25 protein-coding genes and 1 tRNA gene are annotated in these 24,095 nt (G+C 39.0%); 20 read left to right on the top strand and 6 right to left on the bottom strand.

The genetic code is table 11. The annotated features are described in order from the left end of the window. Positions 1 to 149: 149 nt before the first annotated feature. The 5 genes from HQN86_RS24465 to HQN86_RS24445 all read left to right on the top strand — a co-directional run bounded on the left by HQN86_RS24465 (position 150) and on the right by HQN86_RS24445 (position 3,767). Positions 150 to 368, top strand: a complete 219-nt coding sequence (locus HQN86_RS24465; protein WP_172663467.1) for a hypothetical protein — start codon at positions 150 to 152, stop codon at positions 366 to 368. A gap of 370 nt (positions 369 to 738) precedes the next feature. Then, positions 739 to 1,224 carry a hypothetical protein gene (locus HQN86_RS24460; protein ID WP_172663466.1) on the top strand — a complete coding sequence of 162 codons (486 nt, stop codon included), beginning with the start codon at positions 739 to 741 and terminating at the stop codon, positions 1,222 to 1,224. Between the two features lie 337 nt (positions 1,225 to 1,561). Next, positions 1,562 to 2,611 (top strand): leucine-rich repeat domain-containing protein, encoded by a 1,050-nt coding sequence (locus tag HQN86_RS24455; RefSeq protein WP_172663465.1) that lies wholly within the window; start codon positions 1,562 to 1,564, stop codon positions 2,609 to 2,611. Positions 2,612 to 2,821: 210 nt separating this feature from the next. After that, positions 2,822 to 3,331, top strand: a complete 510-nt coding sequence (locus tag HQN86_RS24450; RefSeq protein ID WP_172663464.1) for a DUF416 family protein — start codon at positions 2,822 to 2,824, stop codon at positions 3,329 to 3,331. A 40-nt stretch (positions 3,332 to 3,371) separates the two neighbouring features. Further along, positions 3,372 to 3,767 (top strand): hypothetical protein, encoded by a 396-nt coding sequence (locus HQN86_RS24445; protein ID WP_172663463.1) that lies wholly within the window; start codon positions 3,372 to 3,374, stop codon positions 3,765 to 3,767. A 387-nt stretch (positions 3,768 to 4,154) separates the two neighbouring features. Here HQN86_RS24445 and HQN86_RS24440 read toward each other — a convergent pair whose 3' ends face one another. From HQN86_RS24440 to HQN86_RS24430, 3 genes are all read right to left on the bottom strand, one after another. Then, positions 4,155 to 4,535: a hypothetical protein gene (locus HQN86_RS24440; protein ID WP_172663462.1), complete on the bottom strand. Its 381-nt coding sequence runs from the start codon at positions 4,533 to 4,535 to the stop codon at positions 4,155 to 4,157. Positions 4,536 to 4,812: 277 nt separating this feature from the next. Then, on the bottom strand, positions 4,813 to 5,358 hold the full coding sequence (locus HQN86_RS24435; RefSeq protein WP_172663461.1) for a hypothetical protein: 546 nt from the start codon (positions 5,356 to 5,358) through the stop codon (positions 4,813 to 4,815). After that, on the bottom strand, positions 5,352 to 5,696 hold the full coding sequence (locus HQN86_RS24430) for a hypothetical protein (RefSeq protein WP_172663460.1): 345 nt from the start codon (positions 5,694 to 5,696) through the stop codon (positions 5,352 to 5,354). The genes HQN86_RS24435 and HQN86_RS24430 overlap by 7 nt, the downstream gene beginning before the upstream one ends. A 551-nt stretch (positions 5,697 to 6,247) precedes the next feature. Here HQN86_RS24430 and HQN86_RS24425 point away from each other — a divergent pair. From HQN86_RS24425 to HQN86_RS24400, 6 genes are all read left to right on the top strand, one after another. After that, positions 6,248 to 6,727, top strand: coding sequence for a hypothetical protein (locus HQN86_RS24425; RefSeq protein ID WP_172663459.1), 480 nt, complete (start codon positions 6,248 to 6,250; stop codon positions 6,725 to 6,727). Positions 6,728 to 6,797: 70 nt separating this feature from the next. After that, complete coding sequence (locus tag HQN86_RS24420; protein ID WP_216854504.1) at positions 6,798 to 7,286, top strand: DUF4265 domain-containing protein; 489 nt, start codon at positions 6,798 to 6,800, stop codon at positions 7,284 to 7,286. A gap of 93 nt (positions 7,287 to 7,379) precedes the next feature. After that, positions 7,380 to 7,694, top strand: a complete 315-nt coding sequence (locus HQN86_RS24415) for a hypothetical protein (RefSeq protein ID WP_172663458.1) — start codon at positions 7,380 to 7,382, stop codon at positions 7,692 to 7,694. Positions 7,695 to 7,717: 23 nt separating this feature from the next. Further along, entirely contained in the window at positions 7,718 to 8,011 is a 294-nt protein-coding gene (locus tag HQN86_RS24410) for a hypothetical protein (protein ID WP_216854503.1), read from the top strand. 114 nt (positions 8,012 to 8,125) lie between these two features. Further along, positions 8,126 to 8,773, top strand: coding sequence for a hypothetical protein (locus HQN86_RS24405; RefSeq protein WP_172663457.1), 648 nt, complete (start codon positions 8,126 to 8,128; stop codon positions 8,771 to 8,773). A gap of 185 nt (positions 8,774 to 8,958) precedes the next feature. After that, positions 8,959 to 9,705, top strand: a complete 747-nt coding sequence (locus tag HQN86_RS24400) for a hypothetical protein (RefSeq protein ID WP_172663456.1) — start codon at positions 8,959 to 8,961, stop codon at positions 9,703 to 9,705. 156 nt (positions 9,706 to 9,861) lie between these two features. Here the strand turns inward: HQN86_RS24400 and HQN86_RS24395 are convergent, their stop codons facing one another. Both HQN86_RS24395 and HQN86_RS24390 read right to left on the bottom strand, forming a co-directional pair. Then, entirely contained in the window at positions 9,862 to 11,049 is a 1,188-nt protein-coding gene (locus HQN86_RS24395) for a site-specific integrase (RefSeq protein WP_246269731.1), read from the bottom strand. A gap of 279 nt (positions 11,050 to 11,328) precedes the next feature. Beyond that, positions 11,329 to 11,413: transfer RNA gene (locus HQN86_RS24390), tRNA-Ser, on the bottom strand. A gap of 319 nt (positions 11,414 to 11,732) precedes the next feature. On the opposite strand from HQN86_RS24390, the gene HQN86_RS24385 reads away from it, so the two are divergent. Continuing rightward, the gene (locus HQN86_RS24385; protein WP_317171741.1) at positions 11,733 to 14,138 is read left to right on the top strand and encodes a TonB-dependent receptor domain-containing protein; all 2,406 of its coding nucleotides are present in this window, start codon (positions 11,733 to 11,735) and stop codon (positions 14,136 to 14,138) included. Between the two features lie 54 nt (positions 14,139 to 14,192). On the opposite strand, the gene HQN86_RS24380 is transcribed toward HQN86_RS24385, so the two are convergent. Next, positions 14,193 to 14,609 (bottom strand): EamA family transporter, encoded by a 417-nt coding sequence (locus tag HQN86_RS24380; RefSeq protein ID WP_172663454.1) that lies wholly within the window; start codon positions 14,607 to 14,609, stop codon positions 14,193 to 14,195. 202 nt (positions 14,610 to 14,811) lie between these two features. Between HQN86_RS24380 and HQN86_RS24375 the strand changes: the two genes are divergently transcribed. The 8 genes from HQN86_RS24375 (at position 14,812) to HQN86_RS24340 (ending at position 24,070) form a co-directional block, all read left to right on the top strand. Continuing rightward, positions 14,812 to 15,186: a hypothetical protein gene (locus HQN86_RS24375; protein ID WP_172663453.1), complete on the top strand. Its 375-nt coding sequence runs from the start codon at positions 14,812 to 14,814 to the stop codon at positions 15,184 to 15,186. A 178-nt stretch (positions 15,187 to 15,364) separates the two neighbouring features. Then, on the top strand, positions 15,365 to 16,609 hold the full coding sequence (locus HQN86_RS24370) for an efflux RND transporter periplasmic adaptor subunit (protein WP_172663452.1): 1,245 nt from the start codon (positions 15,365 to 15,367) through the stop codon (positions 16,607 to 16,609). A 9-nt stretch (positions 16,610 to 16,618) separates the two neighbouring features. Then, positions 16,619 to 18,085 carry a TolC family protein gene (locus tag HQN86_RS24365; protein ID WP_216854502.1) on the top strand — a complete coding sequence of 489 codons (1,467 nt, stop codon included), beginning with the start codon at positions 16,619 to 16,621 and terminating at the stop codon, positions 18,083 to 18,085. 220 nt (positions 18,086 to 18,305) lie between these two features. Further along, positions 18,306 to 18,974 (top strand): ABC transporter ATP-binding protein, encoded by a 669-nt coding sequence (locus HQN86_RS24360; RefSeq protein ID WP_172663451.1) that lies wholly within the window; start codon positions 18,306 to 18,308, stop codon positions 18,972 to 18,974. Positions 18,975 to 18,993: 19 nt separating this feature from the next. After that, complete coding sequence (locus HQN86_RS24355) at positions 18,994 to 20,244, top strand: ABC transporter permease (RefSeq protein ID WP_172663450.1); 1,251 nt, start codon at positions 18,994 to 18,996, stop codon at positions 20,242 to 20,244. A 23-nt stretch (positions 20,245 to 20,267) separates the two neighbouring features. Beyond that, entirely contained in the window at positions 20,268 to 21,395 is a 1,128-nt protein-coding gene (locus tag HQN86_RS24350; protein ID WP_172663449.1) for an ABC transporter permease, read from the top strand. A gap of 19 nt (positions 21,396 to 21,414) precedes the next feature. After that, positions 21,415 to 22,791 carry a sigma-54-dependent transcriptional regulator gene (locus HQN86_RS24345; RefSeq protein WP_172663448.1) on the top strand — a complete coding sequence of 459 codons (1,377 nt, stop codon included), beginning with the start codon at positions 21,415 to 21,417 and terminating at the stop codon, positions 22,789 to 22,791. Continuing rightward, entirely contained in the window at positions 22,775 to 24,070 is a 1,296-nt protein-coding gene (locus HQN86_RS24340) for a sensor histidine kinase (RefSeq protein ID WP_172663447.1), read from the top strand. Before HQN86_RS24345 ends, HQN86_RS24340 begins: the two co-directional genes overlap by 17 nt. The last annotated feature ends 25 nt before the right edge of the window (positions 24,071 to 24,095 follow it).

Below are 24,095 nucleotides of genomic sequence, written 5' to 3'. Positions count from 1 at the left end.
CAATCACCAGTGTATTCGGTTAGTGGTATGGGACCCGACATAAATTATAGGGAAGGCGTCAAAGTCTGGCCGTCAAAAACAAACAAATGGACTGAAAAAGAAGTGCCATCGGTATGCAGTGCAATCGGGTGGGTTGAATAGCATGACCTGTGTCAGTGAATTGCCCAAGGCAACTCGAGGAACTTTGGATTCAGGAAGATATCAGAGATAATCCATCTGCTGTATTTCCTGATACAAAAGAATGGTGTATTGTGACTAATAATGATTCTGATGTAACTTACATTAGAGAATCGCAAGAACTAATTAGCGCGTTGACGTCGTTGGAAGGGTGTGATGTTTATCAAATTGAGCCTAAATCAAATAACTAGTTATTATTCGTGCAAAATTGTGCTTGCTTCTTTAGTAATAGATTTTTGATATATTTATTGGTGGCTGATATCTTTATTCACTAGCGTAATTAAGCACATGGGACTTATTAGAATAATGTACATAGCGTATAAAGGAGGTGGTTTGATAGGGGATACTTGAATAGGGTGTGTCAAATTTCTCTAAACCGGAAAACCCATTCACTATAATGGCAAATTGTTTTAAAATTGGTTGAATAGCAATTACAGCCATAAGCGTATTTCTAGCCAGTAGTTTATTCGGTGAGCAGGAAATCAGGTACTTTTTATAATAAGGATAAAGCATTGATAAATGTTAAGTATTTGGACTTTATGAAAACTGGAGGCAGACAAAATGAAAGTAAAAGTGTGTTGTATTTTTGGAATTCTTCATATGCTGGTTATGCTGTCTTGCAGTATGACAGGTAATTTGTATAATAACGAAAATAGAAGACTATTTGAGCGTTTGTATAAAAGTAATGGTAATGCTTTTTATATAAAGTCTACTAACATTTCGGTCTCTTTTGTTTGGTCTTATTCTGAAAAAAAAATATCCATTTATAAGCTATCTAATGGTAAGTTAATAGAGTCAAAAGAATTACCTGATACGAAATCTAATTGGCTTGACCAGTTCTCAAAAAAAGAGCTTCCTGAAGCAGATTCTTGCTTGGAATTAGATGGTGATCTACTTGGCTTTAAGTTAAAGTATGACAATTCGTTGGTTCAAAATGATTTGCCAATTAACCTGGACTGTTTTTTAAGGAAAAAACTTAAGTCGGTGTTCCTCAATGGGATGATAAGCGATATCAAAGTTATCAGATTAAATGGTAATCTGCATTAACAACAATGCCCAAAATCATGAAATCATTAGCACAATTAGACAATACTGAAGGCGAAGCTTCTGCATGAATTATTTCCTGAAGAGGTAAAACCACTGATTGATGAGGGGCTCATATAACCTCTTCTATATGTATGAACCGAAAACAATATGCGGGCGTTAATTTTAGTGCTGAGACGATCTAAAGTATTAAAATTATTCTGGTAAATACATCCTGGTAAGCAGGTGTGCGGCATTCTCAGGTACATCAAAGGTTTAGTCAGATGCCACTGGTGATTCTTAATGACTGCGTTGTATTTATATATTTTTCTTATACATTGCAATAAATTAACGCAATCAAATGAGCATACGAACTGTAGATGAAATCAGTGGCAGATATGAAATTGAGAAGGGAATTAAAGAAAGTGATCTGATAGCACTTGTTGAAAACCCTAATACCAATGTAATCCAATTTTCAAAACCTCTTGCTGAAAAGGATATAGAAAACTTAGAACTTCTGGTCTTCTCTAAAAGAAAGGATATCACCTTAAGGGTATATGGTCATTATATTGAGGGATGTGACCTGAGGTTTCTGGTAAATATGCCGTCCTTGGCTAAGGTTACCGCCGATTGCTTATATCAGGCGACAGGGATAGAGGCGGTAACTGAACTGAAAAATCTGACCAGTCTTTCTGTTGGGATTTTTAATCTGGAAAGTTTTGATTTTTTGAATGACATTCCCCCATCTGTAAGGGAGTTGATCCTTCAGCAAAGCAAGTCCAAGAAGCCCAGAATAGATAGCATCGCAAGGTTCGAAGATTTAGAATATTTGTATCTGGAAGGGCAACAGAAAGGAATAGAAGCCATAAGCCATCTCAAAAAGTTAGAGCGAATTGTTTTGCGTTCAATCTCTGTCCCAAACCTGGAGGTTTTAAGTGACCTTAAGGAACTATGGTCGGTCGACATTAAACTTGGTGGCATCAAAAACTTTAATGCCTTAAAAAATCTCCCAAATCTGAAGTACCTGGAATTATGGCAAATCAGGGGCCTGGCTGACCTTTCCTTTATTTCAGAATTAAATGGATTGCAGAATTTATTTGTTCAGGCATTACCTCAGGTGGAGAGGGTTCCAGAGCTCAAAAACCTGACCGCTTTAAGAAGAATATACCTCGAAAACTTAAAGGGGCTAAAAGATCTTTTTAGTTTAAGATCTGCTCCTGCACTGGAAGAATTTACATATGTGCTGGCACAAAATCAGGAGCCAGAGAATTTAATACCGGTACTGGAAAATCCAAATGTAAAAAGGGTTTGTTGCAGGATGGGGAGCTCCAAAAAGGATGACAAATTTGATGAACTGGTCAGTTTGTATGGAAAACAGGAGTATGAATTCCGCGAGTTTATTTATGACTGAGACTGACAATGAAGCTGCTTTGAAGCTGAGGCCAGTTTTTTATCTTTAATAGCAAAAACAGGATAACCAAGAAAATTTGTCATTGATTTCTGGGCTTTTGGAAGAGCAAGCTTTGAATTACTCCGAAAAAGATTAATATTGACACCACATTGACCACCAAAAGTGGGAAAGAACCACTTTTACCGAAATATACAAGTAGAAGCAAAAACAATGACACGTCCAGAATTTATAACATTATTTAATGTAGAAGTAGATAAAGCAAGTTCAGATGCGCTTATAGATTTTGGCCTGGACATTTGCGAACGGCTGTTACCAAAATATGCATCGTTTTCGAAAAATCATAGTTGGGGCGATGTTGAAGTATTAAAGAACTCTATTGACTTTTGTAAAAGAAGTAAAGGATTTGATCAAAATAATTTTGAGATTCAAAATTACCTTGATAAAGTAGAACCAAATATTCCAGATATGGATGACTTTGGTGATTTTGATGGGAGCTATGCGCTAAATGCTTCTTGTGCTGTTTATGAATTGCTTGAATATCTATGCGATGGAGATGTTAGTCATATATTCAACATTAGCACCTATATGACAGATACAATTGATTTTGAACTGAGTGAGGCAGATCCAAATTTGACAGATGAAGAGCTGGAGAATCACAAGGATATAATTATTGAATGGACTTACCAACTAGGATTATTAGCAAATACTATTGAAAATTAAATCGAATCAATTGCGAATCATGCCTAATTTATTTTAAGATATGCAATTCAACTACAAGTCTGAAAAATACAACTCATTTGCAGAAATTAACGGTATTACATTTAAACGGAAATTGGAAAATGAAACAGCTTTTGATGGTATTGTAAAGATTTATAGTATTGAAACGAGTTCGGACAAGCTCAATCAACTACTAAAAGGGAAATTCTTTGGTGCCTTTTTCTATTCATCAGGGAAAGGTACATTTCTGCGAATGTTTGACGAAAAGGAATCTTGGCCAAACACAAACCTGATATTCATCGATCTAGAGGATATCGTAATGGTAAAAATTAAAAAAACCGGCTCATCTTGGCTCGTTTGGACGGCCAATGATCTAGGAGATGGAAAATATTCAATCGGTATTTCCCCCAATCAAAGTATCGAATATCAAACTCGTTAAATAAGGTGTTAAACGAAATGAAAGTATAAAGAAAATGCAGAGATAAGAGGGTGCAATGACAACCATAGTTCTATGTTAAGGTTCTTCAACCGAAGGTGTTCTGCCGTTTTTTGGTACATCAGATTTTTTACAGTTTATATTGGCTAAACTGAGCACCCATAATAAGATCAAAATAATTTTTGACTTGAGGAGCATTGATTTTGATTTTTAATAACTGATCTGTTTTGTGGTTGTCGGTTTTTTGTGCTAATTTAAACAGAATTTGTTTTATCACACTTCCCTGAGGATTATTCCGTATGTGGCCACCACTTTCGCAGAACCTGGTTCCATATTGGGACCGAATTTAGTTCTTCGCCACTATATTTCTGGCAGTAAATAAGCCAATCTTTATTTTTCGTCTTTGTAATAATAGATGTCATCCTCAGAAGAATAAATTAGTCTCACTTCTTTTTTGTTTGCTAACCGCACTTCAGAATCCCAATACCCACCTCGTCTATTTTTCGGCCCTTGGTCATTAAAAAAAATAAAATCGTCAAAGACAATTCTTGTGACGTTAAATCTCCAACTACCACTATTATAAAAAATGTTTGCATCCGATGCAATATACTTCTGTTTATATGTGCCGTTATTATAAATAAAAATAGAATCTATACTATTTCCATTCATGCTATATCTGCCAGGTATCATTTCCTTAGAAGCATCTGAACAACTTAGTTGAATCAAAGTTATAACTATGACAATATATACTATGGAGATTTTGAAATTCATTTTTGAGCAGTAAAGCTCAGTATTATTTTTTATATTTTTCTATCCAGACAAATCTTTTGAAAATTGCGCTTTCTCGGCCAAATTCATTTTCTTAAACTGTTAAATGATAGTAAAGAGATGCTCGATTGGTAGTATATTCAACAAGATATAAATTACCTGGGGATTATTTCATATGTTGCCGCCACGAAACGTCTGCGTATATTGATCTTGTTAGCTAATTCTCAAAGCTGGCCCTAATTCACACCACTTCTGCTTTTAATTTCAGAAGGCATCATACTCATAAAAGAAATCTATTTTTTGGAAGATCTTTTTCATCTGAATCAGAAAAATGTACCTCTACTATTTTATTAGTCAAACGTCCTTCGGAATCGTATTTGAAATAGAGTATGTTGAAAAAGTTCTCGTTTGTCTCTATTACTTTTCCATTTTTATCATATTTCCAGTAAAAAGGCTTTTCTGAGGTCGATGTGTCAACTCTTTCTACCTCCTTTTTATCTTTATACCGATGTGTTATTGTCGAATAAACCTTTTTTTCATCTTCATAGTGTTTTTCCAACATTCTTGTACTGTCTTTACTGTACAAATATTCAATTTTTGTTTCCCGTAAACCAGGCATGTTATAAAGTGTTTTTATCAGGGAACCGGATTGGTCATAAAAATTTACTTCACTTGTATTTCCTTGTTCTTCAAACTTAACTATTTCTTTCAAAGTTCCGTTTGGATTGTAATCTAAAAAAGTCTTCCTTAGAAGTATTTTGTCACCATCATAAGAACTATACCCGTATTCAATATAGTTTACAATATTTTCAGTTTGGTTTACCATGAACTCGGTTGATGCTTCATGGGTGTGACAATTTTAAAGGTCTCTATACTTTTTAAACTCCCCGCTGAGGTATATACAAAATTCTTCTTTGCTGAAATCATTCCTTGCTTGTCAAACTGTATAATCTCTTCAGGAAAACTATTTTTTAAAAATTGGTGTGTAGAAATTTTAGTTTTCTTTCCACCTTTTTCGGATTGGAATTCTATTATCTGTTTAGTCTTTCTATTTAGGCCTAGGCGTTCCTTCGATGTCAAAGCTTCGTATATTTCATAGTCGAATTGAGCGAACGTTTGAAAAGATGTTAGAAATAATAATATAAGGGTAATTAGTGTTTTCACAGTGATCGTTTAAAATTGTTTATGGTTGTTAAATATAGAATCTTCTCCATTAAACCTATCTATTTTGATTCATTGATTTGTTTTAACGTAAACCAAATAATCGGAAGAATACCTATTCGACCTTTAACTATGTATTTCGAAGATAGTACACACTCCATTTCAGCCCAAACTTGTATATTTCAATGAAAGTTTGGCAGGTAGATTTTTAAGTGAGCTAATAGAGGCAAAAAGAGATTTTAATAAAATACTATCTATGTTGGAGTCTGATCCTAAAACGAATAAAATTATTGAAAAGATCCGGATTTATACACAAAGCCGGAGGGTAACAATGGCGCGGGTTACACTGATGCGCTTTATATAAGTAAGAGTAGTTATGAGGAAACATTTCAACCGTTACAGTTTTAAGCAGATTATCTTACGCCACCAACTTCGCAAAGCCTTTGAGTGTTAAAAGAAAGTATCTCCATAGTTGCATAAGCAGTAGCTTTTTTAGCTGAAAGTGGATGTGGAAAGCATTAGTAAATTGCTATATTGAAATCAAATTAATTGCTATGAAGTTATATAAAAGGGGTGAAGATGAAATCCTATTCTGGGAGACTTGGGATATTGATAGTGACACTGGAGCTGTAAATCGAGGCATAGTAGGAGAAGTTGGGGAATATCGTGAAGTCCAGTCAAGCATTCTAGAGTCCTTCAGGGAGAAAATACAAAAAGAAGTTGATGGAGTCTTTGAAAACGGTTATGAAGAAGTTGAGATTGAGGATCATTATACATTACTAATTGAGTTCCTGGTTGATGGAATGGGTACACCGGAAGACGTAGAAAAACGAACCAGGCTGCAAGATAGAATGAATGACTTTTTAGGTTGGAATGGACTCGGTCATTGCGATGGGGGAAGTATAGGTAGTGGCACAATGGAAGTATGCTGTTTTGTAATTGATTTCGACATTGCAGCGCGTTTAATAGAGGAAAACCTAATAGGAACTGAATTTGCAAATTACACGAGAATCTATGATGAGAATGAAATTTAGTAAAAAGATCATTAATATCCACAATCCGTACTCGCCCTCTTAACAATAGATTATTGATACCTTTATGGATATGAATATACCTAAATCCGACGAAATGGTAAGTAAAGAAAACTATGTAAAGGTCTTATTCAACTTCTACAGCAATGTACTTGGTGAACAGGCAGTAGAAACAATGTGGGCAGAAGTCGTTGATGAAGGTAAAGGGATTTATAAGCTCGATAGTGTACCGTTCTACGCTCCAAATGTTGCATCTGGTGATACCATACTAGCAACTTATAACCCTGATGAAGAAATGCTAACTTACAAGGAAACAATAGCCTTCTCTGGTAATTCTACAGTGCAGGTTGTCATTATAGATAAATCTGTTGCAACTAACGATGTTAGAGATGCCCTCCATGCTTTAGGATGTGTTACTGAAAAGTTTAATGAGGGGTACTTTGTTATTGATGTCCCTGTAGAATTAGATTATCAGCTCATAAGGTCAAAACTTGAAGAGCTAGTTAGTACAGATACGATAGATTATGCTGAACCATGTTTGTCAGAACAGCATCGGGACTAAGTATTTGTAATCTGGACTTACCCTATTAGCAATAGCTTTTACAATAATAAATGGATATGGAACAATGAAGGCAAACAGCTATCTGGGTACACGATGACAACTGAGTTAACTGAAGAAGAATTTAAAAGTACATTTGGTAATAGGATGATCGATGTAACTGAATCAGCTGAACCTGTTTTAGATATCTGGCCATATGTGAAACAGCTCAATGAACAAGGTATCATTGCCGACTCTATTCTTAATGATGAACAGGTTGAATATGTTTATCGCACTGGTTCATCAACATTTGACCATGTACTGCTTTCAGGTTCTAAGTCAAACCAATATGTTGCAGTAGTCGTTGATTTGAACAGTTACGAGATAACTGGACACTATCTTTTAGATCTCAATTCCGAGTACGGACTGTAGTCATATCCTTCGATCAGTTAGGCGTGGACTATAGAAAGGAAAGCGAAGTATGGCGAATGTGTAAGCATAAAGATGGAGTACATATCTACAGTGGATTCGTTCACTTCAAAGGGAGTTTTGAGGGCAAAGATTGCTTTGTTACATCTGATGGCAGGAATGGCACGTTTTCTATGACCGATATAAACGAGTCATTTAGTGTTGGTTTTAGGATTGCCAGTGATCTAGCGTACTTTAATGACAATGAGAACCTTGTTCAGGTGGAGTTTGAAGCAAAAATACCATGGACGATTGATAAGAAACTGGAAAGCGAATGGTAGATTCTCATCAGTAGATTCAAACTGTCCATCTCGACTAGAATGTGGTTTTGCCATGATAAATGGATGCAAAAAAGATGAAAAGAAACGTTAGTTTAGAATTTTTAGCGAAAGAGAATGAGGAAGATTAGTTCTGTATTACCTGAATGGATAGCTACACATGCATCACTAGGGGATCATGTTAAGCCAGGTGTAGGGGTTGAGTACGCTTCAAATGAGAGACTATGGTATCTGCTAACTTTGTTTTGTCCTTTATTATTTGAAAGTTATGCGGTAGTCTTTCATCCATTTTGGATTAAGTCTGAAAAATATCTATCTAATAATAATCTTCAACCGAGTGACAAAGAGTTCGATTATAAACCAATCACTTGGCCTCACTTCTTTAAGTTATATAAAGAAGAATTTGATTTATACAGTGCTGTCGAAGTGCAAGAAGGAATTAGGTTACTGCTATTGAAGGATCAATACTGGCCATCACATATTTCTTTTCCTGCAGAAGGAGACATGGAGGATACACAGCTACAGAGAATTAGAGACGTAATTGTTAATCTATATGGCGATATAGAAGTGTGTTATTATTATTGTCTTTTAAAGACTACAGACTGGTTTAATGATGAGATTTTATATCGAGGAAAATTATCAGAACTCGAGGAACTTTGGATTCAAGAAGATATCAGAGATAATCCATCCGCTATATTTCCTGATACAAAAGAATGGTGTATTGTGACTAATTATGATTCTGATGTATCTTACATTGGAGGATAGCAAGAACTACTTAGAGCGCTGACTTCATTGCAAGGGTGTGATGTTTATCAAATTGAGCCTAAATCAAACAACTAGTTATCATAATAGATTTTTGATATATTTATTGGTGGTTGATATCTTTCTTAATTAGCTAATTAAGTACATGGGATTTACTAACTAAAGCGCATACCTATAAAAATCTGTATATGAAACGCATACCTTACTTAATTCTGCTATTGATGTTTTTAACTAGTTGTGGACATTCTCAAACAAGTACCTTACACGACAAGCTCACAGGAAATTTAAAAAGTGATTTGAAGCTTCTTCTGCCGAATGGAACAATTGAGGTAGATATCATGGACGGTGTTCGTCAAGATCCTAGACAGGTAGAATTATCCAAAAAACTTCAATCTTCCGTAAAACAGAATTATGTATGGTTTGTGGATTATATGAAAACTGTTCCACAAGGACAACCAATGCCTTACCATGTAAACTTGGGCCTAACAAAAGAGGAATATGCCGAACTTATGGGCTACATGGATAATATCGAAGTTGTTTCTACAGGAGCCGAAGAAATTTCAATACAGACCAAAGATGATGTGATACATTTTAAATCAAGGGGTAAGCTGTCTTTGTTGGATTCATTGAAGATAGATTTGAAGAACAATATTGTATTGTTTGGTCGTTTAAAGCTACCATTTGGAGATAATTTAGATATAACATCAGAGAAAAATGCTTTAAAAAGCAAGTGGACAGGCTATAGTTGGGTTTTAGAGGAACCGAAAGATTTCGACCCGGATAAACTTAAAGATTTAAACAATTTAAAAATGAAACAGTATAAGCTCATTTTAGGAAAACTGGAAAAGACTGGAAAAACCTATATGAGTTTGAAAGGAAGAGAAATAGAAAATGGCGCCAGAACGGTAGACTTCGAAATACCTGTGCTATGGTGACGATGAATTATGCAGTATCAAATTAATAGAATTATAAAACTACCTATCTGATTTTTATTTATAATTTATTGGATAACATGTATTTATTTCTATGGAAACAAAGAAAGGGATGTCGCATGCGCATCCCTTTCTAATCAAATAAAGATATAGGCACTTTTATAAGGATAAGTATTTCTCCTTTATAAGAGCCATATCAGCACCAACTTTAATGTCAAGTATCTTGGCATAATGTTGTGTGGTCTGAATATTAGTATGTCCCAACATTTTTGAAACACTTTCTATGGGGATTCCATTTAAAAGGGTGACGGTTGTTGCAAATGTATGCCTGGCAATGTGGAAGGTAATTGGTTTCTTGATGCCGCAGAAGTCTGCAATTTCTTTAAGGTAACTGTTCATTTTCTGATTGCTTGAAACTGGAAATAGCATTCCGGTATTTAAGCAGATCGGGTTATCCCGATATGAATTTAGAAGAGCGGAGGCTATTGGCAGTAAGGGTATGCGAGATGGGGTATTGGTTTTTTGCCTTTTTATGGAGATCCATTTGTCGCCATCAACGCCAGTTACAACATTACAACTTTTTAGATTTTTAACATCTATATAGGCGAGGCCGGTAAAGCAACAAAATAAAAAGATGTCTCTTATCTGTTCCAGTCTCTCCGAAGCCAGTTGCTTGTTGGCTATGGTTTCTATTTCCTGTTCAGTTAGGTAAACGCGCTCAACCTTTTTAATCTTGTTTTTATATCTTGCAAATGGATCAATAGTAAGCCATCCGTTAGACAGGCAGATGCGAATAATCTTACCGAAGTTTTTCAAGTATTTCACAGTTGAATTGTTAGCGCATTTTCGGACTGATCGCAAATAAAAATCGTACTCAGTTATAAAAGCGTAGTTAACTTTTCTGATGTCGATGTCGTTAATCTTGTATTTCCATTGTAAGAACTCAACAGTATGTTTTAAAGATGTCCTGTAACGCTCAGCTGTTCCTTTAGAGAACTCTCTTCCTACAAGTGCTTCCATCTTTTGGTTGTGGTCTTTAAAAATGTCAATTAAGGTACGTTGCTTCGCTACCTTGCCCTGAAACTGATCTCTTAATTTCTCGGCGGTGATGGCGTCATCTTTTTCGGTTAATTGCCGATGGGCCTCGAATACTTTGTTCTGGAGATCGTCCAGGTAAGCATTCAAGGATTTTGTCTCCTCTTTTTTGCCATTGCAGCGGCCTGAAGTTGGGTTCCATTGTGCAGGATCACAGCATCGGCATGTGGTTACTTCACAACGTTTTCCATCAACGGTAATCCGAAGATAAATAGGGGCTTTGCCTGATTGATAATTCTTTTGTTTCTTCATATAGAAGAGTAAGCTGAAATTGATTTTCATAATGCATTACATTAATGGTTAACAAATTTAGCTTTACAGGTACTTTTTTACAAGATGTCCATTGTCAGAACATGTTGATTATCAGCTTGATGTGGTCGATTTGGTGAGTCATTTTTAATTTCCAAATTACTCACCGAATCACTCACCAGTGAGGTGTGAATTGATGCATATTTTGGTATGTCCTAAAAAGCAAAAAGCCTGCTAATCATACGATTTGCAGGCTTTTTGTTGGTTTTGACACCTTTTTAGCGGAGAGCGAGGGATTCGAACCCCCGGACCTATGACAGTCAACAGTTTTCAAGACTGCCGCATTCGACCACTCTGCCAGCTCTCCGGCGCAAAAGTACAAACTCAAATTGATTCTACAAACTAAGATTCACATATATTTCATATTAAATTAATATGGGGAATATATAAATGCTTAATCCGTTGAAATACAACTTTTTTATAACAGTTAGCCTGAAAACAAAAGTTGAGAAGTAATATTGGATACGCATCGAAAACGATATTATCATGCCAAAATATGGTCTCGATCCGCAAAATATTGCTATTCTCGAGTCTCAGGAAAAAGAAGAATTCCTAAAGTAAAACAAAAAAGATGTGGTTCAACATTTCTTCAGATTTGAGATGCAGCTTTGGGTAAAAAGATAATCGTGTATAGATTTATTTCCCTTTTGCTTTTAATACTTCCTTTCTTTGTCAGTGCGCAGACCAGTTCAGGCGTTACCGTATCTGGAATGATCAGAGATGGCAATAAAATTGCCATTCCGTATTTGAATGTGGTTTTTAAAGCAGCTAAGGACAGCAGCTTTGTAGTTGGTACGGTTACAAACGATGAAGGTCGGTTCAGCCTGGCCGGCGTAAAAAACGGAAATTACATCTTGGAAATATCGATGGTGAGTTTTAAGACGATCAGACAGCCCTTTACAGCGGGCACATTGAGCAATTTCCTGGATCTTGGTTTAATTGAACTGGAAGAAGATGCCAAGGTCCTGAATGAGGTAAAAATCGTTGCCGGGCAATCCGATGGGGTCTCCGCTAGAATGAATAAAAAGACTTTTACTCTGGCCAATAATGCAACACAAACCGGAGGTTCAGTATTGCAGGCGATGCAAAATATTCCCGGGGTTACTATTCAGGATGGAAAAGTGCAGCTCAGGGGAAATGATAAGGTGGCCGTATTGATTGACGGGAAACAAAATGCGGTAACAGGTTTCGGCAGTCAGACGGGTTTAGACAATATCCCTGCATCTGCAATCGAAAGCATTGAAATTATCAATAACCCTTCAGCCAGGTATGATGCCAATGGGAATGCAGGAATCATTAACATCATCTATAAAAAGAACAGACAGGAAGGGTTTAATGGGAAAATAGGTCTGACCACCGGGCTGGGTGCCTTATGGATCAGGAAGGAAAACCTGCCTACCATACGTCCGCAATACCAGGCAACCCCAAAGCTGAACCCATCAGTCTCACTCAATTATCGTAAAAATAAAATGAATACTTTTTTGCAGGGCGACTGGTTGTACACCCAGACATTGAACCGAAATGATTTCGCTCAGCGTGTTTACGATGACGGAACGGTAATCAATCAGCAAGTGAAGCGGAACAGGACCACTACATTTTCTACGATTAAGACCGGAATGGACTGGAACCCGGATGATAGAAATACCTTCACACTTTCAGCTTATCTGAACAGGGAGAAGATTCTGGACAGGGGAGATGTTCCCTACTTTAATGGTGATTTCTCAGTAAGGAACCGCCTTTGGCAGTTCCTCGAAGACGAGGTAAAATATACCGCGACAGCCTCAGCTTTGTACCAGCACAAATTTGTTCAGCCAGGGCATTTACTGAATGCTGGTTTCAACTATACGTTTCACAGGGAAGATGAAAAGTATTTCTTTACGAATATCATGCCCAGCTTCACAGGTGAGGATTCCTTTAAGCTGCTTTCTGACGAACATGTAGCAGATTTAAATCTGGATTATATCAGGCCTTTGAAACATGGCCGGCTGGAAGCCGGAATCAAATTTAGAAGAAGGACCATCCCCACGGATATGCAGTTCTTTCCTGGTCTGAATTCTCCTTTAGACGTAAATGCGGGTGGATGGGCCGATTATAAGGAAACCATTCCTGCAGTGTATGGTAATTATGTATTTGAGAGCAATCGTTTTGAGCTGGAAGCAGGCCTGAGATTTGAATATGTAAAGGTCGAGTATGACGTGAACCCAAATCATAATACATATAGCAGTGATGGATATGACTATACACGTCCCTTTCCCAATCTGAGATTATCTTATAAACTGAGCGATAAAAATAAGATTTCGGTATTTTACAATGAAAGGGTCGACCGTCCAAATGAAGTAGATATCCGGATCTTCCCTAAGTACGATGAACCAGAGGTGATTAAGGTAGGCAATCCCACCTTGCGTCCGCAGTTTACCAAAAGTATAGAACTGGGGCATAAACTAACATGGAATAAGGGGAGTGTATACTCTGCAATTTATCATAAGATGATTGATGCAACTATTACCAGGATTGCCACAGTGGTGCCTGGTAATACCTTAATCTACAATATTTTTCAAAATGCAGGTGAAAGCCGGAATACTGGTGGGGAGATTACTTATCAGCAGGAAGTGGCCACCTGGTTCTCGTTCAATACGGGTGTATCCCTATACCGAAACACGATAGATGCATTTACAATAAACAACAGATACCCTGTTCCCACACAATATACCATGCCAAGGGAGAGCATTACCTCATGGAATTCAAAGCTGAATGGGATGTTTAAATTACCTAAAAAAACAGAATTGCAATTTTCCGCCGTTTACTTGGCGCCTGATATCATTCCTCAGGGAAAAATAGGGTCGAGATTTTCAGTTGATATGGGTGTGAAAAAGCAGGTTCAAAATGGCAGGGGTGAATTATTTTTAAATGGTACCGATCTGTTCAATACGCTTAACCCAAGGAGAGAAGTGAGGGGCAATGGGTTTAGCCTCATCAGCACCGACTATCTGGAAACCCAGGTTTTTAGGCTGGGTTACAGTTATAAGTTTTAGTTCCTAAGAGCACTCTGGATCAATCCGGCATTTCCAGAAAAAGATCAATTTTTGCTATTGAAAAATGAGGATGATTGTGCCGCCAATGATCATGAGTACCGCAATTATAGTTTTGTATGTCAATGGCTCCCCAAGAAAGATAACCGATAAGATTAAGGCGATCGCAACACTGGCCTTATCTACAGGGGCTACTTGAGAGACCTTGCCCATTTGAAGGGCCTTAAAATAAAATATCCAGGACAGTCCTGTTGCCAGACCTGAGAGGATCAGAAATACCCAGTTTTGTTTGGTCAGGCCGGAAATGCCGGTCTGTCCACCTTTAAAGAAAACAATTGCCCAGGCCAATAACAGTATGACAACGGTTCTGATTGCTGTAGCCAGATTTGAATCGATACCTTTTATTCCAATTTTTGCCAGGACAGCTGTCAGCGCTGCAAAAAATGCAGAAAGTAATGCATATATCCACCACATATTTTATGCTTTGATGTTAAATATAGTTATAAGCCATTGTTTTCCGATAGCCTTAGCCTAAATCTTATTCTGTCTTGATTTTTCCAGGTCAACGGAAAATAGGCTTCAAATCCAACTTCAGAATTTCTCCTAAATTCAATGTTAGTTTTACTATGGGTAGGGCTGCATCTATAGACAATAAAAATAATCGCTACACAATCAAATGTATTCGAAAATCGCTAATCTCATCTGGAAGGAAATGAAAACACAGGGGTATACTCAGTTACAACTGACCGAGAAACTTGATGTACCTGGCCTTAAGCTTAGTCAGGTATTTAAAAGCGAAAAGATTGATGTATATCTCCTGGTGCAGATTTCCGGGGTGCTTAAAAGAAATTTTTTTCAGTACCTGGATCCTGAAGAACTGGATATCGCTTTGAATGTGGAGACGATCAAACAACTGAAAGGTAAGATCGTTGATTTAACCGAATTAAATCAACAACAGGAAGTAATTCTGCATAATTTGAATAGCCAAATCAGCCGCTTTCAGAAATTCCTTCAGCAATTGGATGAAAAAAAAAGCAAGCGTAGTGTCTGACATGTCTACCTCGACGCGTCCATTTGAATTTCCTATAAATCGCCCATTTCCTGTTCATTTTAAGACATACTGTCCACAATGAGACAGTTGAATTTTATAGCTTAATTGTAATTTGCTTATTTTTAGCTTGTTACTTCTGGCATTTCTATTGGAACATAGGGTTCAAATTAGTATACATATGGACCGTGAAATTTCATCCAAAGAACAAGCCAGGCGAAGAACCAGGATATACATTATCGGTAGTGTTGTTGCCCTGGCAATCGCTTTTGGGTTTATTCAATTTAGCAGTATCGTTGAGCCTGCAGTAAAAGGAAGTGCGCTCAGTACCTCAGTTGCAGAGGTAGGCAGGATGGAGGCGACCGTGCCTGCGTCAGGGATTATTACTCCCGAATATGAATTCACCATCAGCTCACCGGTAGATGCAAGGATTGAGCAGGTAATGTTTAATGCTGGCGAAAAGGTACTTGCCGGCCAATCCATTTTGCGCCTGAACAAGGAGTCAGCGTTGCTCTCCTTTGAAAAACTGAATGAGGAGCAGCATGTCAATCGTAACAAAATAAACCAATTGTCTCTGGGCCTGCAGAAAACCCTCGATGAGTTAAAGACTCAGTATTCCATTAAACAAATGAAAATCAGTAGTCTGGAAACGGCACTGGATCACGAACAATCACTCTTGGCGATTGGCGGGAGTACGGATGAAAATGTCAAACAGGCCCGCCTAACCTTAAATGTGGCACAACTCGAACTGAAGCAGATCAAAAACCAAATGGATAATCAGAAGGCAACAATGCAGGCCGATCTGAAAAGCCTGGGGTATGAAATCAACATTCGGGAGAAGGACATCAAAGGAATCAGTGATAAACTGAAAAATGCGTCCATTTCTTCGCCAAGAAACGGGGTAATCACCTGGGTCAATAGTAAGATCGGTGCAGAAATCAATGAAGGCGAAGAGTTGGTGCGTATTGCAGACCTGAGCAGTTTTAAGGTTGAAGCCAGCATCTCTGATACGTATGCTGATGAGGTTAAATCAGGTAGAACGGCTGTAGTCAGGATCGCTAAAACGGACTTGCTCGGGAATATTAGCAATGTACAGCCAGCTGTGGAGGATGGAACCGTGAAATTTTCAATTAACTTAAGCAATAAAAGTTCAAAGCTGCTCCGCTCTAACCTGAAGGTTGATGTTTTTGTCGTCACCTCTTACAAGGAGCATACCATAAGAGTTAAGAATGGCGCTGCGTTTAATGGATCCGAACAACAAAAGGTATTTGTGATTGAGGGCGACAATGCGGTGTCCCGCCAGGTGAAAGTTGGCGAAAGCAATAGCGATTATGTGGAAATTCTTTCAGGTCTTAAAGCAGGGGAAAAAGTCATCACCTCAGAGATGCAGGACTTTATTCATCTCAGTAAAGTTAAGATCAAATAGCTAAAACAAATGACACACAAAATCATGTTCAAAACCATCCTATTATTTTCAGCGATTCTCACGCCCATTCTCGGGAAAGGTCAGGGGGATAGTGATACCGTAAAATTAAAGTTGAACGATGTTATCGGTATCGCCAAAATGCATTCTACAGCAGCTGTACAGGCCGAGACCATTCGTGAAAATCAGTATTGGCAGTATAGAACATTTAAATCAAATTATAATCCACAACTTACGCTGGATGGGACTTTGCCACAATTTAGTAAAACCAATATCCCGGTGATCCAGCCAGATGGAACAGTAGAATTTAAGCCCGTGATTAACGATAATTCTCAAATCAACCTTGGCCTCACACAAAATATCAGTTTAACCGGCGGACAAGTATTCCTTGGCTCCAATGTATTGAGGTTCTCAGATTTCGACCGCAAACAAACCCGTTACAATGGGAATCCATTGATCATCGGCCTGAATCAGCCGTTGTTTGCCTTCAATTCTCTATTGTGGGATCAGAAGATCGAACCTTTGCGTTATGAAGAATCACAGAAAAAGTACAAAGAAGACATGGAAGTGGTGGGCCGAGATGCCTCAGAACTGTTTTTTGGTTTGCTGATTGCCCAGATCAACAAGGATATCGCCGTTAAAAATCTCTCGAACAATGAGACCATTTACAAAATCGGTGAAGGCAAAGCAGCCCTGGGTCGGTTGTCCAAAGACGAACTGCTACGATTAAAACTGGGGGTGTTGAACGCAAGGAAAGCTGTGGCTCAGGCCAATGTGGATGCAGAAACGGCTGACCTTCAGTTAAAATCCTTTATTGGTTTTTCTGCGGATAACCAGATTAAGCTTATCCTTCCTGAACATCTGCTGACTTTTGAGGTAGATCCTGCAATTGCTGTCCAGCAGGCAAAAGATAACCGTCAGAAATCCATAGAGTTTAAACGGGCTTTGCTTGAAGCGGATAAGGACGTTGCCAAAGCACGGGGAGAAAACGGCCTGAAAGTAAACCTCTTTGGAACATTTGGATTGACCAATGTAGCGGATCGGCTTCCGGGAATATATAGCCGTGCTAAGGACCAGCAGGAAATAAGATTGGGTTTTCAGATCCCTATTCTGGACTGGGGACGTTCGGCTTCGAGAATTAAAACGGCACAGTCCAATCGCAAGTTGATAGCCGCAACCGTTAGGCAGGCACAAATAAACTTTGAGCAAGAGATCTATACCATTCTGAGACAGTTTGCGATGATCAAAGAACAAATGCAAACCAACGCAGAAGCAGATCTCACTGCAACCCAGCGCTATGAAATCGCGCAGAAAAGATACCTGCTGAACGACTTGAGCATTACCGATCTGAACATCGCTTTGCAGGAAAAGGATCAGGCACGCCGTGATTATATCTTTGCCTTAAGAAGCTTTTGGAGTGCTTACTTCAACCTTCGGCAGCTGACGCTTTATGATTTTACCACCAATAAAAAAATATAAGCCTTCTAATCAATAAATGACACCATAAAACCACAAAATCATATGAAAAACTTAATTCCTTTGCCAATAAAATGCCAGATGACCCCAAGACCAATTGATACTTATTTTGAAGGGTGAAAATGGAAAATTAGTGGTAACTTTTAGACCACCAGGAGCGGAGCTTCAATTTCTCGTCACGGAATGTAAAATCCTATAATAACAATTATTAACTCAAATCGAAATGATACAATTATCAAACATAGAAAAAGTTTACCGTACCAAAACTATCGAAACCACTGCCCTGAACCACATTAATCTTAACATTAACAAAGGGGAATTTGTAGCCATTATGGGCCCTTCTGGCTGCGGCAAAAGTACTTTACTCAACATAATGGGACTATTGGATACGCCCACTGCCGGATCCATTGCAATTGCCAATCAGCCTGTCACTTCTCTCAGCCGCAAACGCCTGGCAACCTTCCGAAATCTTAAGCTGGGTTTTATTTTTCAGAGTTATCACCTGATCAATGACCTTTCGGTTATAGACAATGTGGAGCTACCACTTTTATACCGCAAGGGTATTTCAGGTACTGAAAGGCGCAAAAGAGCTTTAGTCGCTTTGGAGAAAGTAGGATTAAGTGCCCGCACCAAGCACTACCCCAATCAGCTTTCAGGTGGACAGCGTCAGCGCGTGGCCATTGCCCGTGCTATTATTGGGGATCCCGAAATCCTGCTTGCAGATGAGCCAACCGGGAACCTCGACAGTGCTATGGGAGAAGAGGTGATGAACTTAATGCTTCATCTGAATAAAATTGATGGTACAACAATCGTTATGGTCACTCACGATGAGCAGATGGCAAAAAAAACACAGCGGATCATTCACTTTTTTGACGGCCAGCAAGTCAGTTAATCTGTATAACCTAGAAATCATGTTAAAAAATTATATAAAACTCACTTTTAAAGTTATGCTTCGCAAGAAGTATTATACCGCGCTGACCCTCGTGGGCATTAGCCTGACCCTTATGGTCATCACGGTATTCGCATCCTTTCTGGATCAGATTGTGAGTGCGAATCCGCCGGAAATTCATCGGGAAAGAACGCTGATCCTTGATAAAGTATCTGTTTATAAGGGGGATAAAAAGACAGATGCGGCACCTAGCATCAGCTTCCTTCAAAAAAATATACGAGCTTTGCAAAGCACTGAGACCATTTCCTACTTTACGACCAGAGAGTTTATTTCGTTCCTAAATGGAAAAACTGCGGGTCATATCCTTAAGTTTACCGATGAAAATTTCTGGAAGATCACGGATTTTGAATTTTTGGAAGGAAAACCTTTTAATATTATCGAGGTCAGAAAAGGTGCCCGGGTTGCCGTGATCAGTGAAAAAACAAAAGCATACTTTTTTAAGGACGGCGCTGCCCTGGGGAAGACCTTTCCGATACAAGGAATAGCTTACCAAGTGATTGGTGTAGTAAAGCCCGCAACGCCCTTCAGCAGAATTTATTCCGATGTTTATGTTCCTTACACCACTGATGTGAATACCCAGCGAACAGAAAAAGCGCTGGAAGGCACTTATAATGCGCTGCTGTTAGCAAAGACGAACGACCTGAAAAAGGTGCGTGCCGAGCTAAGAGGGATTCTAAAAAAAGCGAATCTGGTTTCGGGTGCAGATTCGGTAAAAGTGCATGCATTCACCGCTTTGGAACAATTTGCGAAAAGCAGCTCCTTTAACGATGATGAACCTGAATATGGGAAAACCGCGATTGTAATTAGTATTGTGCTGATCCTTTTTATGCTGATCCCGGCAATCAGTCTGGTGAATATTAATGTCACCAGGATTGGAGAACGGGCAGAGGAAATCGGTATCCGTAAGTCGTTCGGTGCAACTTCCGGTACCCTTGTGGGGCAACTGGTAACAGAAAACATCATCATTACCTTAATTGGTGGATTGATCGGCCTAGGCTTATCCATTTACGCCTCACAGTTGCTGGTACAGTTTATCAACACCTTTGATCCGCTATTCAAAATGCCGACCGATAGTTTTATCATCAGCTGGCGGGTGTTTGGTTTCTGTCTTTTTAGCTGTCTGTTACTTGGATTGGTCTCGGGGATTTATCCCGCCTGGAAAATGTCGCGAATGGATGTTGTTTACGCATTGAAAGGAGGAAACAGCTTATGATTTTGCATTTGTTTAAAATGATAATGAACAGGAAAAAAGCGAATTTCTTCCTGTTACTACAACTATTTGTCACCTTTACCGCGCTTTTTCTTTGTTTGGGTTTGAATTTGAAAAAATTAGGTAACTATTTCAGACCATTGGGTTATCAGTACGAAGATTCCTGGTTGGTGGTACTCGATTTTCAACACCTGCCGGAGGAAAAGAAATTGGAGTTCAGCAGGCTAATCCAGCAGAAGCTTCAGGCTGTTAAAGAAATCGAGTTGGTAAGTGCCACTCAGGTAATTCCTTTTCAACAATGGGGTAATGAAGAAAAGATCACCTATAACAAACAAACCAGCAAGGCTCTGGGATTTGAGGTAGATGAGAATTATTCAACGGTACTCGGCATTAAACTAGTCGAAGGTCGATGGTTTACGGCAAAAGACTATGTGTTAAATGCCATTCCGGTGGTCCTCACTGAAGATTTAGCGGAACGGGATTTCAAACAGGGGAGCCCGATCGGAAAAACGATCCTGATTGGCGACAGGCCGGCCCTGATCGTCGGGGTATCGGAAGCGGTCAGAGAGAACACCGGAGCTGATCTGAACCCGGGATTTTTTATCCCATTGAAAACTGCTGCAACAAGTTATTTGTTTAAATCAAAAAACACGGATAATTTCCAGTTGCTGGAGGATCAGATCAGGAAAACCATCAACTCGGTTGGCATTTCGGAAATTCTGATCAGGCAGAATATTTCTTTAACGCTGGTCAAAAAATATGCACAGAAAACAGATTACATTCAGTTGAGTATTACCTTGCTGGTATTTGCATTTTTGCTGATCAATGTTTTCCTGGGAATCTCTGGCGTATTTAGTTATAACCTGTCAAAACGCAAAGCAGAAGTTGGCCTGCGGGTGACCATGGGGGCAAGCCCGGCTGATATATTGCAGCAATTTCTCCTGGAATCCATAGTGCTGACTACCTTAGGTATTTTACCGGGCTTGCTAATTGCGATTCAGATGTTAATTATGCAATATTTAGACGCCTATTATGGAACTTTAAGTATTTTGGGGGCTGCATTGTTTTTGTATTTGCTGATGTTGAGTTGCGCTTTCTATCCAAGTTTAAAAGCAGCCAGGCTGAATCCTTCGGATGCATTACATGAAGAATAAACTAATTTAATTTGTTCCTATGATTTTGATTATTGATGATGATATTGCTGTATGTGCTTCCCTAAACCTGTTGTTAAAACAGAATGGGTTTAAATCCATCAAGGCAAATGGTCCCGAAGAGGCACTCAAGCACCTTAAAGAAAAGCCAGTAGATGCGGTATTGTTGGATATGAACTTTTCTATGGAAACTACAGGGGAAGATGGGCTGGCTATGCTGCAGCAGATCAAAAAATCAAGACCACTGCTGCCAGTTATTTTAATGACCGGATGGGGATCGATTAAACTAGCAGTGGAGGGCATGAAAGCCGGGGCAGCAGATTTTATCAATAAACCCTGGGACAACGAACATTTAATGCGGGCATTAAGAACAGCACTGGATTTATCAATTGAATTGGATACGCCAGGGGCAATGACGCGTAAGAAGCTGAATGAAAAATATGGTTTTGAGAATATTGTTGGTGAAGATCCACAACTTTTGGAGGTATTACAGACCATTGCAAGGGTCAGTAGCACTGATGCCTCAGTACTCATTATTGGAGAGAGTGGCACTGGGAAAGAACTCGTAGCGGAAGCCATTCATGAAAACAGTTCCCGCAGAAATAAAGCATTTGTAAAAGTAAATCTTGGAGGAATTTCTTCCAGCTTATTTGAAAGTGAGATGTTTGGTCATAAACGTGGCGCCTTTACGGATGCGCGCACCGACAGAGTAGGTCGGTTTGAACTGGCCGATAAAGGCACCATTTTCTTAGATGAAATAGGTGACCTGGATTTAAACAGCCAGGTAAAGCTGCTGAGAGTATTACAGGACCGCAAGTATGAGGTGTTGGGTGACAGCAGGACCCGGTCCGTTGACCTTAGGGTAGTCTGTGCCACCAACCGCGATCTAAGGGAAATGATCTCTGCTGCAAAATTTAGGGAGGACTTGTATTACCGCATCAACCTGATCATTATCCGTTTGCCACCGCTTCGGGAACGTACAGAAGATATTCCGATTTTGGCCAATTATTTCTTGAAAAACCTTAAAGAAATTTATCAGCGGCCGAAGCTTCAGATAGATAGAAAAACCTATAACTGGTTAAAATCACTTCCGTTGCCGGGTAATATCCGAGAACTTAAAAACCTGATTGAACGTACTGTATTGCTCAGCGAAGGGGATTACTTGTATATAAAAGATTTTGAGCAACACCTGGAAGCCCAACGATTACCAAATGCCTCGCTGACGTTACCTGCTGTGGGAACTTTATCAATTGATGAAATGGAACTTTCCATGATCAGGAATGCAATGGCTTTTCATCAAAATAATATTAGCAGAGTGGCCAAAGCACTGGGTTTAAGCAGGGGCACGCTATACCGCAAACTGGAGAAATACAACATCCCTTATGAAGCTCAAAACTAAAGTTTTATTGGTGGCACTTGTTGTTCATGCGGTATTTATCTACCTGCTTACGGAACTATATGCGGCAAGCAGAACTGCTTTCCTGATCGGGGAGGGCATGCTTTTTGTTTCGCTGATCTTTTCTTATTGGTTGTATCGTTCGATCAGCCAGACGTTTGATACGATCTCCTCGGGAATAGAAACGCTGAAAGACAAGGATTTTAGTGCCAGATTGAACCAGATTGGACATCCCGAGATGGATGAATTGATCGATGTGTATAACATGATGATCGGACAATTAAGACATGAGCGCCTGCTTCAGGCGGAGAAAAGTTCCTTCTTAGGAAAACTTATTGAAGCCTCTCCTTCGGGGATCATTATATTTGAGTTTAACGGAATTATTGGGGCAGTGAATCCTGCCGCTACAGAAATATTAGGTCTGCAGCGTGGTGAGATTTTAGGTAAATCATTGAGCCAAATTGGCGGACGACTTGCTGAAGAACTGGTACTGGTAAAAGTGAATGATGCTAAAGTAATTAATCTGAATGGAATAAAATCCTACAAATGCCACAAATCGACCTTCACAGATCTTGGGTATTCACGGACTTTTATTACGATTGAAGAACTTAGTCGCGAGATCTACCTGAAGGAAAAAAATGCTTATGAGAAGGTGATTAAGATGATGTCTCATGAGGTGAACAATTCTATCGGTGCCATCAATTCAATTCTTAACAGCTGCCTAAATTACAAACATCAACTGGATGAAGCTGATCAGGAAGATTATGATGCGGCCCTAAATACTTCCATAGGCCGCAACCATAGCCTGAGTGATCTGATGTCGAATTTTGCCAGGGTTGTGCGTGTTCCTGAACCCGTTAAGCATATTGTTGACCTGATCGCATTGCTTCGCTCAGTTGTGCTCCTTATGGAACCTACTGCCAGAAAAAAAAATGTCAGCTGGCAGTGGGACCTGGATGCATTGGTGCTTGAAACCTTTGCTGATTACCAGCAATTGGAACAGGTCTTCATAAATATTCTGAAAAATGCGATTGAAGCTGTGGACTATTCGGGAACCATACGCATCAAAACTGCTTCACCAGATCAAATGATTTCCATTTCGAACACCGGACCTGGAATCCCAAATGAGGTCAGCCGTCAGCTTTTCTCTCCCTTTTTTAGCACGACCAAAAATGGACAAGGTATTGGATTGATGTTGACAAGGGAAATCCTTTATAACCACAATTTTAAATTTTCTTTGCAAACTATTGGTGAATGGACAGAATTCAAGATCGTGATGTAATTCGAGTTAAACCCGTTAGCTATCT

The sequence above is a fragment of the Pedobacter panaciterrae genome, assembly GCF_013204795.1.
GTDB classification, from domain to species: Bacteria; Bacteroidota; Bacteroidia; order Sphingobacteriales; family Sphingobacteriaceae; genus Pedobacter; species Pedobacter panaciterrae.
This window is presented reverse-complemented; position numbering and strand designations above follow the sequence as displayed.

Excerpts from the sequence above, each read along its gene's own strand:
- HQN86_RS24460 (WP_172663466.1), top strand. The coding sequence starts at position 739 with ATGAAAGTAAAAGTGTGTTGTATTTTTGGAATTCTTCATATGCTGGTT.
- HQN86_RS24455 (WP_172663465.1), top strand. The coding sequence starts at position 1,562 with ATGAGCATACGAACTGTAGATGAAATCAGTGGCAGATATGAAATTGAG.
- HQN86_RS24450 (WP_172663464.1), top strand. The coding sequence starts at position 2,822 with ATGACACGTCCAGAATTTATAACATTATTTAATGTAGAAGTAGATAAA.
- HQN86_RS24445 (WP_172663463.1), top strand. The coding sequence starts at position 3,372 with ATGCAATTCAACTACAAGTCTGAAAAATACAACTCATTTGCAGAAATT.
- HQN86_RS24440 (WP_172663462.1), bottom strand. The coding sequence starts at position 4,535 with ATGAATTTCAAAATCTCCATAGTATATATTGTCATAGTTATAACTTTG.
- HQN86_RS24435 (WP_172663461.1), bottom strand. The coding sequence starts at position 5,358 with ATGGTAAACCAAACTGAAAATATTGTAAACTATATTGAATACGGGTAT.
- HQN86_RS24425 (WP_172663459.1), top strand. The coding sequence starts at position 6,248 with ATGAAGTTATATAAAAGGGGTGAAGATGAAATCCTATTCTGGGAGACT.
- HQN86_RS24420 (WP_216854504.1), top strand. The coding sequence starts at position 6,798 with ATGAATATACCTAAATCCGACGAAATGGTAAGTAAAGAAAACTATGTA.
- HQN86_RS24415 (WP_172663458.1), top strand. The coding sequence starts at position 7,380 with ATGACAACTGAGTTAACTGAAGAAGAATTTAAAAGTACATTTGGTAAT.
- HQN86_RS24405 (WP_172663457.1), top strand. The coding sequence starts at position 8,126 with ATGAGGAAGATTAGTTCTGTATTACCTGAATGGATAGCTACACATGCA.
- HQN86_RS24400 (WP_172663456.1), top strand. The coding sequence starts at position 8,959 with ATGAAACGCATACCTTACTTAATTCTGCTATTGATGTTTTTAACTAGT.
- HQN86_RS24395 (WP_246269731.1), bottom strand. The coding sequence starts at position 11,049 with ATGAAGAAACAAAAGAATTATCAATCAGGCAAAGCCCCTATTTATCTT.
- HQN86_RS24380 (WP_172663454.1), bottom strand. The coding sequence starts at position 14,609 with ATGTGGTGGATATATGCATTACTTTCTGCATTTTTTGCAGCGCTGACA.
- HQN86_RS24375 (WP_172663453.1), top strand. The coding sequence starts at position 14,812 with ATGTATTCGAAAATCGCTAATCTCATCTGGAAGGAAATGAAAACACAG.
- HQN86_RS24370 (WP_172663452.1), top strand. The coding sequence starts at position 15,365 with ATGGACCGTGAAATTTCATCCAAAGAACAAGCCAGGCGAAGAACCAGG.
- HQN86_RS24365 (WP_216854502.1), top strand. The coding sequence starts at position 16,619 with ATGACACACAAAATCATGTTCAAAACCATCCTATTATTTTCAGCGATT.
- HQN86_RS24360 (WP_172663451.1), top strand. The coding sequence starts at position 18,306 with ATGATACAATTATCAAACATAGAAAAAGTTTACCGTACCAAAACTATC.
- HQN86_RS24355 (WP_172663450.1), top strand. The coding sequence starts at position 18,994 with ATGTTAAAAAATTATATAAAACTCACTTTTAAAGTTATGCTTCGCAAG.
- HQN86_RS24350 (WP_172663449.1), top strand. The coding sequence starts at position 20,268 with ATGAACAGGAAAAAAGCGAATTTCTTCCTGTTACTACAACTATTTGTC.
- HQN86_RS24345 (WP_172663448.1), top strand. The coding sequence starts at position 21,415 with ATGATTTTGATTATTGATGATGATATTGCTGTATGTGCTTCCCTAAAC.
- HQN86_RS24340 (WP_172663447.1), top strand. The coding sequence starts at position 22,775 with ATGAAGCTCAAAACTAAAGTTTTATTGGTGGCACTTGTTGTTCATGCG.